9 protein-coding genes are annotated in these 12732 nt (G+C 73.8%); 5 read left to right on the top strand and 4 right to left on the bottom strand.

Annotated elements, in window-relative coordinates; all coding sequences use genetic code 11:
• Positions 1-44: 44 nt before the first annotated feature.
• Positions 45-1370 (top strand): FAD-binding oxidoreductase, encoded by a 1326-nt coding sequence (locus tag PKE99_RS28605; protein WP_037046376.1) that lies wholly within the window; start codon positions 45-47, stop codon positions 1368-1370.
• A 7-nt stretch (positions 1371-1377) separates the two neighbouring features.
• On the opposite strand, the gene upp is transcribed toward PKE99_RS28605, so the two are convergent.
• Entirely contained in the window at positions 1378-2001 is a 624-nt protein-coding gene (gene upp, locus PKE99_RS28600; protein WP_037046374.1) for a uracil phosphoribosyltransferase, read from the bottom strand.
• A gap of 117 nt (positions 2002-2118) precedes the next feature.
• On the bottom strand, positions 2119-3654 hold the full coding sequence (locus tag PKE99_RS28595; RefSeq protein ID WP_051737511.1) for a metallophosphoesterase family protein: 1536 nt from the start codon (positions 3652-3654) through the stop codon (positions 2119-2121).
• Positions 3655-4052: 398 nt separating this feature from the next.
• Between PKE99_RS28595 and PKE99_RS28590 the strand changes: the two genes are divergently transcribed.
• Together PKE99_RS28590 and PKE99_RS28585 are read left to right on the top strand one after the other, a co-directional pair.
• The gene (locus tag PKE99_RS28590; protein ID WP_037046372.1) at positions 4053-4289 is read left to right on the top strand and encodes a hypothetical protein; all 237 of its coding nucleotides are present in this window, start codon (positions 4053-4055) and stop codon (positions 4287-4289) included.
• Between the two features lie 259 nt (positions 4290-4548).
• Complete coding sequence (locus PKE99_RS28585; RefSeq protein ID WP_037046664.1) at positions 4549-5874, top strand: SatS C-terminal domain-containing protein; 1326 nt, start codon at positions 4549-4551, stop codon at positions 5872-5874.
• A 49-nt stretch (positions 5875-5923) separates the two neighbouring features.
• On the opposite strand, the gene PKE99_RS28580 is transcribed toward PKE99_RS28585, so the two are convergent.
• On the bottom strand, positions 5924-6997 hold the full coding sequence (locus tag PKE99_RS28580; protein ID WP_037046370.1) for an adenosine deaminase: 1074 nt from the start codon (positions 6995-6997) through the stop codon (positions 5924-5926).
• Positions 6998-7168: 171 nt separating this feature from the next.
• On the opposite strand from PKE99_RS28580, the gene PKE99_RS28575 reads away from it, so the two are divergent.
• Both PKE99_RS28575 and PKE99_RS28570 read left to right on the top strand, forming a co-directional pair.
• The gene (locus PKE99_RS28575) at positions 7169-8281 is read left to right on the top strand and encodes a PA containing protein (protein ID WP_051737509.1); all 1113 of its coding nucleotides are present in this window, start codon (positions 7169-7171) and stop codon (positions 8279-8281) included.
• 264 nt (positions 8282-8545) lie between these two features.
• Entirely contained in the window at positions 8546-10291 is a 1746-nt protein-coding gene (locus PKE99_RS28570) for a monocarboxylic acid transporter (RefSeq protein ID WP_081924181.1), read from the top strand.
• Between the two features lie 52 nt (positions 10292-10343).
• Here PKE99_RS28570 and murJ read toward each other — a convergent pair whose 3' ends face one another.
• Positions 10344-12059 carry a murein biosynthesis integral membrane protein MurJ gene (gene murJ / locus PKE99_RS28565; RefSeq protein WP_231498232.1) on the bottom strand — a complete coding sequence of 572 codons (1716 nt, stop codon included), beginning with the start codon at positions 12057-12059 and terminating at the stop codon, positions 10344-10346.
• Between the last annotated feature and the right edge of the window lie 673 nt (positions 12060-12732).

Below are 12732 nucleotides of genomic sequence, written 5' to 3'. Positions count from 1 at the left end.
AGCCGGTGCCGGCACTCTCGGGCCACCACGGACGGGGAGGCACGATGACCAGCACGAGCAGGCTGACGGGCGAGCTGACCGGCACGGTGCTGCGGCGGGGGGACGCCGGCTACGACCGGGCCCGCGCGGTGTTCAACGGCATGATCGACCGGCGACCGGCGGTGATCGTCGGCTGTCGGGAGCCCGGCGACGTCGCCCGAGGGATCCGGTACGCGCGCGAGCACGGCCTCGCGCTCTCCGTGCGTGGCGGCGGGCACAACGTCGCCGGTACCGCGGTGTGCGAGGGCGGGCTGATGCTGGACCTGTCCCCGATGCGCACCGTCGAGGTCGACCCCGACGCACGGACGGCCCGTGCCGGAGGCGGGGCGCTGCTCGGCGACCTCGACGGCGCCACCCGCGCGTTCGGCCTCGCCACTCCGCTCGGCGTGATGTCCGGGACCGGGATCGCCGGACTCACCCTCGGCGGCGGCCTCGGCTGGCTGGCCCCGAGATACGGCCTGAGCTGCGACAACCTGATCGATGCCCAGCTGGTCACCGCGGACGGCACCCTGCTCGACGGCGTCGACGACGACCTCCTGTGGGGCCTGCGGGGCGGGGGCGGCAACTTCGGCGTCGTCACGACCTTCACCTACCGGCTGCACCCGGTCGACACCGTGCTCGCCGGGGCCCTCGGGTTCCCGTGGGAGGCCGCGGGCGAGGTCCTGCGTGCGCACGACGACCTCGTCGCCACTGCACCCGACGAGCTCGCGACGGCGGTGTCCCTCGCGTGGGGCCCGTCCGGCCGGCCGGCGCTGACGATCGCGTTGTGCTGGTGCGGACCGCCGGGGGCGGCCGGGCCCGTCCTGCGCCCGCTCCGGCGACTGCACCCGGACCTCGACGCCGTCGCGGAGCAGCCCTTCGCCGACTGGCAGCGGGTGCCCGACGCCGGCTACCCGCCGGGCCGCCTGCACTACTGGCGCTCGGCCTGTCTCCGGCACCTCACCGACCCCGCGATCCGCACCCTGCTCGAGGTCACGGAGGCCATGCCACCCGGCGACAGCGGCATCGGCCTGCAGGGCCTGCGCGGGGCCGCGGCCCGGGTCGCGCCGGGAGCGACCGCCTTCCCGCACCGGGCGCCGCAGTACGACTTCCTCGTGCTCGCCCAGTGGCCCGATCCGGCCGACTCGCCCCGGCACGTCGCCTGGGCCCGGGCCGCGTCCGCGGCGATGCGCCCGCACCTCGAGGCCGGGGTGTACGTCAACAATCTCGGGGCGGAGGGTCGGGACCGGGTCCACGCCGCCTACGGCACGAACTACGCGCGGCTCGTCGAGCTCAAGCGGCGCCTCGACCCCAACAACGTGTTCCGCGCCAACCAGAACGTGGTGCCCTGACGCCCGCTCAGACCGCGCCGAACTGCCGGTCGCCCGCGTCGCCGAGGCCGGGGACGATGAAGGCGGAGTCGTTGAGCCGCTCGTCGATCGCGGCCGTGACCAGCTGCACCGGGAGCCCGCTGGCCTCGAGCGCCCGGACGCCCTCGGGCGCGGCGAGCACGCAGACGGCGGTGACGTCGTCGGCGCCCCGGGCCGTCAGCAGCTCGACCGTGTGCACCATCGAGCCGCCGGTCGCGAGCATGGGGTCGAGCACGAACACCGGGCGCCCGACGAGCGAGGCCGGCAACGACTCCATGTACGGGGTGGGGAGGTGGGTCACCTCGTCCCGCGCCACGCCCACGAACCCCATCTGCGCCTCGGGGATCAGGTTCTGCGCGGCGTCGACCATGCCCAGCCCGGCACGGAGCACCGGCACCAGCACCGGCGGGTTCGCGAGCCGGTGACCGGTCGTGCGGGCGACCGGGGTGTGCAGCGGGAAGTCCGCCACCTCGAAGCCGCGGGTCGCCTCGACGATCAGCAGCAGCGTGAGATCGCGCAGCGCGGCGCGGAAGGCCGCGTTGTCCGTGCGCGCGTCGCGCATCGTGGTGAGCCGAGCCCTGGCCAGAGGATGGTCGACGACCCGCACGTCCATGGGCCGGACAGTAGCGGGAGCTGTACCGATTCCTCAGGGCCGATTCCTCAGGGCCGATTCCTCCGGGCCGATTCCTCAGGGCCGATTCCGCCGGGCCGATTCCTCAGGACCGATTCCTCAGGGGTGCGCCCGCCCCGGTGTGGCGCTCGCCCACGTCCACCGGCCGTCGGCCCCGGGCCGCGCCACGATCCGGTCCTCGAGCACCGGGTCGCGCTCGTGTTCCAGGCAGCCGGTGGCCGCCCAGCAGTCGATCCGGATCTCCGCGGCGGTCGCGTCGAGCCGCAGGAAGCTCTTGAGCATCGGCGGCCGGTCGGTGTCGTAGAGCACGGAGGTCCAGTTCTCCGAGCGCCCCTTCGGCCCGCCCAGCACCCGCTCCGCGGCCCGCCGCGCCCGCGGCGAGATCTCCGCCGGCGGGGTGCCCGTACGCGGCGGCGCGATCCCGATCCGCTCGGCCATGATCGTGGTCGCGTCGGCCGGCGAGACGACGGCGGTGCCGGTCCCGAACCGGCGCAGCGCGTCGTAGCGGCGGCTGAAGTGCGCGAGCGAGTCCCCGCGCAGCGGGTAGCAGCGGAAGTCCTCCTCCGTGCACTCCGGCGCCAGCACGTCGACGTTCGGGATCGGGTGCGTGGCGGAGAGGTAGGCCCCGCTGCCACCCGCGACGAGGTGCAGGATCTCCCGGCCGTCGGCGAGCCGGACCGGGTAGCGCTGGTAGTTGTGGTCGTCGCCGCCGATCACCGCGACGACGGACGCGCGCGGGTCGCGCACCAGCTCCGCCACCGTGCCGCCGTCCTCGATCGGGCAGGGGTGGTGTTCGGCGTAGGTGATCAGGGGCTTCCCCGTGAGCACGATCGTCGGTCGGTCGGCGGCGAAGAGGCTGTCCCGCAGCCACTCCCCCTGCTCCCGGTCGAGGGCCCCGCGGATCCCGGTGTCGATGAGGACCAGCCGGACCGGGCCGGCGTCGATCGCGCAGTAGGGTCCGGGCTGGAGCGCGCGCTGCGCCTCGGCCGGCCGCCACGCCCGCGCCGCCTCGAGGTCGGAGGTGCGCCCGCGCGGCCCGCGGCGCCACAGCAGCCTGCGCAGGAACGCCTTCCACCCCGTGCCGGGGTCCGCGGGCGCCGCCTCCTCCGGCGGGGTGCCGCAGAACCAGCTCATGAATCCGGTGAGGCCGTCGTACCAGTCGTGGTTGCCGGGCAGGCCGTAGATCGGGCCCGGGTGATCCGCGTAGGGGCGGGCGAGCTTGGCCGCGTACTCGCGCAGCCCGCCGGCCGGGTAGACCACGTCCGACACGACGACCGCGAGGTCGGTGTCCCCGGCCACCCGCTGCAGCACGGGGACCACGCAGTACTGCGAGGCGTCGCCCTCGCCCGGGTCGCCGAGCAGCGCGACCGCGATCGAGTCCCGCCCCGCGAACCGGTCGACGAGCCGGGCGGGATCGGGCCCGCGCTCCGCATCGAGCCGGCGCAGCCACTCCCGGCGCATGTCGTCCGTGGGGTCGCCGAGGAGGCGGACGAGCCGGTCGTTGCGGGACCGCCACAGCGGCGCGGGACGCAGCCACGACAACCGCGCGCCTCCCGGGACGGCGGCGATCCCCGTGCCAGGATGCTCGCAGCCGTAGCCGGTGTTGGCCTCGTCGAGCCGGGAGGGGTCGTGCACCCGGTGATCGTCGCAGGGATGCCGCTCCCCTCGACCACCCGCCGGTCCGGGTGGGGACGACCGCGGTTTCGTCACCCTGAGTCCCCGTCCGTGCGCCCCGTGCGGCCGTCCGCGGTACCTCGTGTGCACCGCGCGGACGACCCTCGATCCGGTCCCCCGGCCACCCTGGGCACACGAGACACCATGATCGACTTCTCGGGGCCGATCTCAATCACGCGGCGTGCCCGACCCCCGGAGGTGACACCAGTGATCAACTGGATCGTGCGCGCATCGCACCGGGCTCCGCACCGGCCGTGACCACAGGTGCCATTTATCTGACCCGAACGGGTGGTATGGCACGAACACTGTCACGCCGGAGCCGTCGCCGACGCTGTACTAGGTGACAAGGAGGTGATCCGGTGCCGGAGAACACGACTTCGGACGAGCAGACCCTGGTGGCTGCCGCCGAGAAGCTCACCCAGTGCGACGGGTACGTGGTGCTCGCCGTCGACCCGCAGACCGGGGAGGTGGACGCGCACGGGCCGTTCGACGGGCTGACCGCGACGGTGAAGGCCGACCAGCTGCGTCGGGACTTCGACCGCGGCGGTCTGGAGGACGTCACGGTGGGCGTCGTCCGTCTGCACAGCTCGACCTGACGTTCCGGGCCGGCACCGGCCGCCCGCCCGCACCGCGGGCGGGCCCACCGGTTCCCCGGCCCCGTGAGGAACCATCGGTGCCGGACCCGGCACCACGCTCCCCCGACGCTCCCCGGCACGAGGGCGACACCCCCCGAACCGGATGCGCCCCTTCGGGAACCGGCCGTCCGGACCCTCCTCGCGCGTGCATGCCCGGGACCGGCCGGCGGGCGGTGCACGGACGGGGCGGCACTCCGGTGCCGCCGCTAGCATCGCCGCCGTGGCAAGCGACATCGTCCCGATCCAGCTGTCCCTGACCGAGGGCGACCTCGTCACCCTCTGGGCGCCCCGGTGGCGCGAGGACGGCGAGGAGTGGGAGGCCTTCCTCGGCGACGACGACGCGGTCTTCGCGTTCCCGGAGGTCGCGCGGCTCGCGGCGTACGTCCGCACGGAGACCGAACACGACCTCGCCGACCACCCGGCCTGGTCGGCCGTGCCCACCCTGACCGTCGCGGAGCTGACCCCCGAGGAGACGCGCCGCTTCGACGTCATCGGCGTCCCGGAGCTGGTCGCCGAGGAGCCGGACACCTGGACGATCGGCGAGCTCGCCGAGATCACCGCGATGGTCCGCTCCTTCGCCGACGTCTGCGACCTCGAGGAGGTCACGGCCGTCCTCGACTCGGCCCCCGGCTTCGGGCTGCTCGACCAGGGCACGCTGCCGTTCGCCGGGCGCGAGGGCCGCCGGCTGTGGACCCAGCTCGCCCAGACCGTGCAGGACCACTGGGACGAGGTCGTCGACGCGCTCGACGCCCTGATCGCCACCCCCGAGGTCGACGCCCGTGCGCTCGCCGGCGCCGAGAAGGAGGCCGAGGCCCTCGCCGCCCGGATCGCCGACGCGGAGTCCGCGATCGGCGTCGACGACGTCGAGGGGGACGACACGGACGACGAGACCTTCGAGGAGGCCGCCCGCGAGCGCGCCGACGAGGAGGCAATCACCGAGCAGGTCGCCGAGGACGAGGCCGAGCTCGCGGAGGCCGAGGCCGAGGGCCCGGTCGGGTTCTGGGAGGAGATCGGGATCGACCCGATCCGGATCACCACGTCCGCGGGCCAGTGGGTCACCCTGCGCTGCTACCTCGACGACAAGCCGGTGTTCCTCGGCTCGGGCGGACGCGTCGACGTCTTCGACTCCGAGCGCGCGCTGGCCCGCTGGCTGGCCGACGGCGGTAAGGACGACAACGACCTCGCCGCCGCCTCGACCTGGCAGGACGTCCTGGACAAGGCCGCCGTCGGCGAGCTCGACGTGGTGGTCGACGACCTCAACGACTACGTGCTGGTCGGGATCGACGACGACATCGCCGAGGGCACCCTGCAGGTCGACCCGACCCAGCTGGACCTGGCCGCCGAGCTGGTCCTCGACGTCGCCGAGTGGGCGGGCGACCCCGAGCCGGCCCGCGCGCTGGCGGAGTCCGAGAGCCTGGGCTGGCTGGTGTCCTTCGTGATCCGGCCCAACCCCACCCGGCTCGCGCCCAGCCCGCCGTTCGACACCGAGGCCGCCCGCTGGCGGGAGCTGGTGCACGCCACCGAGGCCCGCCTGCACCACCGCTGAACCGTGAGTGGCGATAGTCGCTATGACGACTATCGCCACTCACGACCGTTCAGGACACCAGGGCGTCGTAGCCCGGCTTGAGCACCTCGTCGATGATCGCCAGCCGCTTGTCGAAGTGCAGGAACGCGCTCTTCATGGCGTTGATCGTCAGCCAGCGCAGGTCCTCCCAGCCCCAGCCGAAGGTGTCGACGAGCGCGGCCATCTCCGAGGTCATGGAGCAGCCGGACATGAGCCGGTTGTCCGTGTTGACCGTGACGCGGAAGCGCAGGTCGCGGAGCAGGCCGATGGGGTGGTCGGCGAGGCTGGTCGCGGCGCCGGTGTGCACGTTCGACGTCGGGCACATCTCCAGCGGGATCCGCATGTCCCGCACCCACGCGGCGAGCCGGCCGAGCTCGGCGGTCCCGTCCGAGCGGACGGTGATGTCGTCGACGATCCGGACGCCGTGCCCGAGCCGGTCCGCCCCGCAGAACTGCAGCGCCTCCCAGATCGACGGCAGCCCGAAGGCCTCGCCGGCGTGGATGGTGACGTGCGCGTTCTGCTGCCGGACGTAGTCGAACGCGTCGAGGTGCCGGGTGGGCGGGAAGCCCTTCTCCGCGCCGGCGATGTCGAACCCGACGACCCCGGCGTCCCGGTACCGCACGGCCAGCTCGGCGATCTCCTGCGACCGGGCGGCGTGCCGCATGGCGGTGAGCAGGCAGCGCACCGTGATCCCGCGGCCCGCGGAGCCGCGCTCGAAGCCCTCCAGCACGGCCTGCACCACGCCGTCGAGGTCCAGGCCCCGCTCCACGTGCAGCTCGGGGGCGAAGCGGATCTCCGCGTACACCACGCCGTCGGCCGCCAGGTCCTCCGCGGCCTCCTGGGCGACACGCACCAGCGCCTCGCGCGTCTGCATCACCGCGACCGTGTGGCCGAACGTCTCCAGGTAACGTTCCAGTGACCCGGAGTGCGCGGCGCCGAGGAACCACCCGGCCAGCTCCTCGGGGTCGCGGGTGGGCAGGCTGTCGTACCCGACGGCGTCGGCCAGCGCGACGACGGTGCCGGCCCGCAGGCCGCCGTCGAGGTGGTCGTGCAGCAGGACCTTCGGGGCGGAACGGATCGAGTCCGGGGTGAGCGGGGCGGTCACCGGGGCACCGTATACCCCCTTCCGACCAGGCCGGATCGGGCGAATCAGGCCGGACGGGTGCCACCCGGTCGGCCTAGTGGTGACTCCGTGTCTGCCGGTTTCGCGGGCTCGCTACCCTCAGTGCAGCGTTCCCCGCTCCCCCATCCGGATCACAGGAAGCACCAGGCGCCAATGAGCGATAACTCGACGATGTCGTTCGACCGGATGCGCGGCATGCTCATGCGCGCGGCCGAGATCCGCGACTCCGAGCAGCAACAGGTCTTCGACTCCCTCGACGAGATCCACGCGCGGCTCTCCGCCCTCGACGCGCTGGGCACCGTCCGCAAGCGGCTCACCGAGCTGCCGGACCGCACCGAGGTCGGCGTGCTCGCCGAGCGCCTCGACGAGACGGTCCAGAAGGTCGACGCGCAGGAGGCCGTGCTCGCCTCCGTGCTCCGGGCGATCGAGTCGCTGCCGGACAAGCTCGCCAAGCCCTTCGCCCAGCTCGACGGCCGGCTCGACGGCATGGCCGGGCGCCTCGAGGGCGTCTCCGGCCGGATGGACGGCCTCGACGACCGGCTCGGCGGGCTGCACAAGCGGCTCGACGACCTGGACAACCGCCTCGACCGGCACGAGATGCGGCTCGACGCGATGCCCAACGCGGTCGCGACGCCGATCCGGGAGCGGGTCGACGGCGTCGAGAAGATGGTGCGCGAGCAGCTCGACGGCGCCCTGCGCGCGATGGACGAGTCCAACGAGGGCGTCCGCAACCTGCTCGGCGACACGAGCGTCGGGCTGCACCGCCGGCTCGAGGACCTCGCCGGGCGGCCCGCGGTCGACCCGACCGAGGCGCTCGACTCGCTGGCCGAGCGGCTGGAGATCCTCGCGGGCCGGCTCGAGGCGGTCGCGGGCCGGGTCGACGCCGTCGAGAACGGGCTGGGCGAGAAGCTCGGCGAGCTCACCGGCGCGGTCGACGAGAAGATCGCCGCCCTGGGCAGCTCGGTCGACGGCCGGTTCGGCGACCTCGACTCCGTGCTGCGGGCCCGCCCCGACACGACCTCGGTCACCGCGCTCGTCACCAAGGCCAACGAGGAGTCCGAGCGGCGCAACGCGGGCCAGCTCGACGAGGCCATGGCCACCTTCGCCGAGCTCATCCTCGGGCGCGGCCACGGCGGCCCCGCCCCGACCCCGCCGCCGCCCCCGCGCCCGGCGCAGCGCCGGTCCACCCGCAGCCGCGCCACGGTGAAGAGCACCTCCAACGGGCACGCCTCCGCCACGGACGTCACGGACGACCCGGACGACTGAATCCGGCGCACCGGAGCCCCCGTCGCAGACCGCGGCGGGGGCTTCCGTATTTGCGGCCCGGTGACCGACCCTGTCACTCATATCTCGTGAACGAGAGCGCCGTTCGTGCACGAGGGAACGCGATCGGGGGCGCCCGCCACCCCCTTTCGATAGTCCGGACGTGACCTCCCGGTGACCTCGTCGTTGAGTGGCCCAGGGCCATACAGCCATTCGGGGCACATCACGCACGGGTGGCTGATCCACCATATGGCCCAGGAGGAGCCGATGGTGTCGAATCCACTTGCCCAGAGTCCACTCGCTAAGGGCGCCGCCCCGAGCGCTGCCCAGTCCGGCCTCGGCAGTTCCACCGTGACGGTCACGGTGTTCGCCGCGTTCGTGCTGCTGACCCTGGTCGTGGTCTTCCGGGCCGCCCGCGCGAATCAGACGGCGGCGGACTACTACACCGGTGGCCGCGCCTTCACGGGCGCGCAGAACGGCGTCGCCCTGGCCGGTGACTACCTGTCCGCCGCCGCGTTCCTCGGCATCGCCGGCACGGTCGCCGTCTTCGGCTACGACGGCATGCTCTACGCGATCGGCTCGTTCGTCGGGTGGCTGTTCGCGCTGCTCCTCATCGCGGAGTGGCTGCGGAACACCGGCCGCTACACGATGGGCGACGTCCTGAGCTTCCGGCTGCGCCGCCGCCCGGTCCGGGCGGCGGCCGCCACCTCGACCCTGCTGGTCTCGGTGCTCTACCTGATCGCCCAGATCGCCGGCGCGGGCGGGCTCGTCGCCCTGCTGCTCGGGATCACCGGGAAGGCCGGGCAGGCGCTGGTGATCGCGGTCGTCGGCGGCCTGATGATCGTCTACGTGCTGGTCGGCGGCATGAAGGGCACCACCTGGGTCCAGATCCTCAAGGCCTGCGCCCTGATGGTCACCGGGCTCGTGCTGTCCTTCTGGGCGCTGGGCCGGCACGGCTTCGACGTCTCCGCCCTCCTCGGCCAGGCGACCGAGACCAGCCCGCAGGGCGACAAGGTGCTCGCCCCGGGCCTGCAGTACGGCCGCACCGAGCTGTCGAAGATCGACTTCATCTCGCTGTCGCTGGCCGCGATCCTCGGCCCGGCGAGCCTGCCGCACATCCTGATGCGCTTCTACACCGTCCCCGACGCCAAGCAGGCCCGGAAGTCGGTCGTGTGGGCGATCTGGCTGATCGGTGCGTTCTTCCTGATGGTGCTGGTCATCGGCACCGCGGCGACCGCGCTCGTCGGGCCGGAGACGATCATGAAGTCGCCCGGCGCCTCGAACTCGGCGGCGCCGCTGCTGGCTTTCCGGCTCGGCGGCGAGCTGCTGCTGGGGATCGTCGCCGCCGTCGCCTTCGCGACCATCCTCGCGGTGGTGGCGGGCCTGACCATCACCGCGTCGGCGTCCTTCGCCCACGACGTGTACGCCAACATCGTCAAGCGCGGGAGCGCCGCACCGGCCGAGGAGGTGCGGGTCGCGCGGCGGACGGCGCTCGTCGTCGGGGTGCTGGGGATCCTGGGCGGCGTCGTGGCGATCGGGCAGAACGTCGCGGTACTGGTCGCGCTCGCGTTCGCCGTCGGCGCGTCGGCCAACATGCCGTCTCTGGTCTACTCGCTGTTCTGGAAGCGGTTCACCACCAGCGGCGCGCTGTGGAGCATGTACGGCGGCATGTCCGTGGCGGTCGTCCTGGTCGTGTTCTCCCCGGCGGTGTCCGGGGCGCCGACGTCGATGCTGCCGGACGTGGACTTCGCCTTCTTCCCGCTGGCCAACCCGGGGATCGTGTCCATCCCGCTGTCGTTCCTGCTGGGCGCGCTCGGGACCTGGTTCGGCCGCCGCGACCCCGTCGACGACCGGCTCCACGCCGAGATGGAGGTCCGGGCGCTGACCGGGGCGGGCGCCCCGCGCGCGACGACCGAGGCCGACACCGACGAGACCCGGCCGCTCCCGAGGACGGCGGCGCACTTCGAGCCGCCGACCACCGCCCGGCACCGGGCCCGGCAGCCGATGCTGTGACCGCCTGTGAGTGGCGATGGTCGCTCTGGCGACCATCGCCACTCACGAGCCGTCAGCGTCCGAGACGGCCGGGGAGACGGCGCCAGAGCGGGTCGAGCTCGGTGAGCTTCAGCAGCTTCATCCCGACCAGCAGGATCGGCGTGGCGACCACCAGCGCCACGGCCAGCACCAGCCAGGCCGTGCCGGCCGACCCGCTGCCCACGGCGGCCTGGACCGCGAGGCCGGCCAGCCAGGCCACGAGCCCGGCGGCGACCGAGGCGGCGAGGGTCCGCCAGAGCGTCGAGAGCACCTCGCGGCTGCGCACGTGCCCGAGCCGGCGCGCGATCACCCACTGCCCCAGGATCGCGCCGAAGACGAACGACAGGCTATTCGCCGCGACCAGCCCCAGGACGACGTCCTCCGGGGGCAGCAGCACCGGGCAGAGCAGCAGCATCGGGATCTTGAACGCCACGATCCCGACCATGATCAGCGTCGGGGTGCGGCTGTCCGTCATGGCGTAGAAGACCCGCAGCTGCAGCAGCGTGATCGCGTACGGCAGCAGCCCGAAGGCCGACCAGGCCAGCGCGGTGCCCAGCTTCGCGGCGCCACCACCCGCGTTGCCCGCGCCGAGGGAGAACAGCGCGAGGCCCACCTCGGTGCCGAAGAAGGTCAGCAGCACCGAGATCGGGACCAGGAAGACCGTCGAGAGCCTGCTGCCGAGGGACAGGTCGGACACGACGTCGTCGAACCGGTTCTCCGCCGCCGCCCGGCTCATCCTGGGCATCAGCGCGGTGAGCAGCGAGACCCCGAGCACGCCGTACGGGACCTGCAGGAGCAGCCAGGCGTTGGAGTAGATCGCGTAGGCGCCGGGGTCCGAGGCGGTCGCGACGCGGGTGGTGACGATCAGACCCGCCTGCCCCACCAGCACGTACGCGACGACCCACAGCGCCAACCCGCCCGCCGACGACAGTCGCGGGTCCCAGCCCCACAGCGGCCTCAGCGACACCCCGGCCCGGCGGATCGCGGGCAGCAGGACGAGCGCCTGCACCGCGATGCCCAGCGTCGTCCCGATGCCCAGGACCAGCAGCTTCGTGTCGCCCATCCGGACCGGGTCGAGACTGATCTCCCCCGGCACCAGGACGTAGACGACGAGCACGGCGAACATGACGACGTTGTTCAGCACGGGCGCCCACGCGAACGCCGCGAACCTGCCCTTGCTGTTCAGGATCGCGCCCAGCAGTGCGCCGATGCCGTAGAAGAAGATCTCCGGCAGCAGCAGGACGGCGAACGCGGTGGCCAGCTCGGGGTTCGCCGTGTCCGTGGTCTGGCTGCCCATGTAGAGGGCGACCAGGGGTCCTGCCGCGAGCATGGCGACGAGGGTCGCCACGAGCAGGGCGGCGCCGGCCATGGTGACCAGGCGACGGGTGTAGGCCTCGCCGCCGTCGGCGTCCTCCTTCTGGGCGCGGACCAGCAGCGGGATCATCACGCTGGTCAGCACGCCGCCGATGAGGAACTCGTAGACGATGTTCGGCAGCGTGTTCGCGATCGTGTACGAGCTGTTGACCAGGCCGAACGACAGCACCGCGGCCAGCGCGATCTGGCGCAGGAAGCCGGTGACCCGGCTCGCCAGGTTCGCGACGGCCATCATCGAGCTCGACCGGGCGAGGGACTGGCCCTTCGGCGGACCGGGCTCGGCTTTCGCCCGGCCGTCGACGGGCGCGATCACGTCGGTCGGCCGGTCGAGCGGGGCCATCAGCTCGGTGGGGTCGTCGAAGTTGCCGCCCGGCACGCGCTGCCACGGCGGCGGGACGGGCCGGCGTTGCGGCCCGCGGGTCACGGCGCCCGGGCGGGGGCGGTCCGCCGCGGGCCCGCCGTGCACCGGCGCCGTCGCGTCGGGGTCGGGCGGGTTCGGCCAGGGGCCGGGTCCCGACGGGCGGGGCGGCGGCCCGGGGCGGCGGTCGGGCGGGGACTGGTTCGGGGGATGCGGACCCGGGCGGCCGGTGGCCCGGGCCTCCTGCCGCGCCGTTCGCTCCCGTGCTGTGGGCCAGGGCGCGGGCTGAGCGTTGCCGGGCTGGGCGTTGCCGGGCTGAGCGGGACCGGGCTGAGCGGGACCGGGCTGGGCGGGACCGGGCCGGGTCGGGGCGGGCTGGGTGACCGCAGCGTGATCGGGGCCCGGCTGAGCGGTGCGCGACGGACCCGGGCCGAGTTGAGCCGGGCCGGGTTCAGCCGGGCGGGGTTCAGCCGGGCGGGGCGGCGGGCCTGCCGGGCCGGGTCGCTGCGGACCGGACCGGCTCGCGCTCGGACGCCCCGAGCTGGGCGGCCCGTCGGGCCGGCCGGGAGCAGGATGGCCCGGGCCGGGGTGCGCGGCGCCCGGGCCGGGATCCGCTGCGCCGGGCTGCCCCGGGCCGCGGCCCGGCTCGTCGAGGCGGCGGGTGTCGAACCACCCCACCGCGGGCCGTCCC

It is taken from the genome of Pseudonocardia halophobica (assembly GCF_027922425.1).
Taxonomy (GTDB): domain Bacteria; phylum Actinomycetota; class Actinomycetes; order Mycobacteriales; family Pseudonocardiaceae; genus Pseudonocardia; species Pseudonocardia halophobica.
Note: the sequence above shows the minus strand (reverse complement) of the source record. Positions and strands in the feature narration are given on the sequence as shown.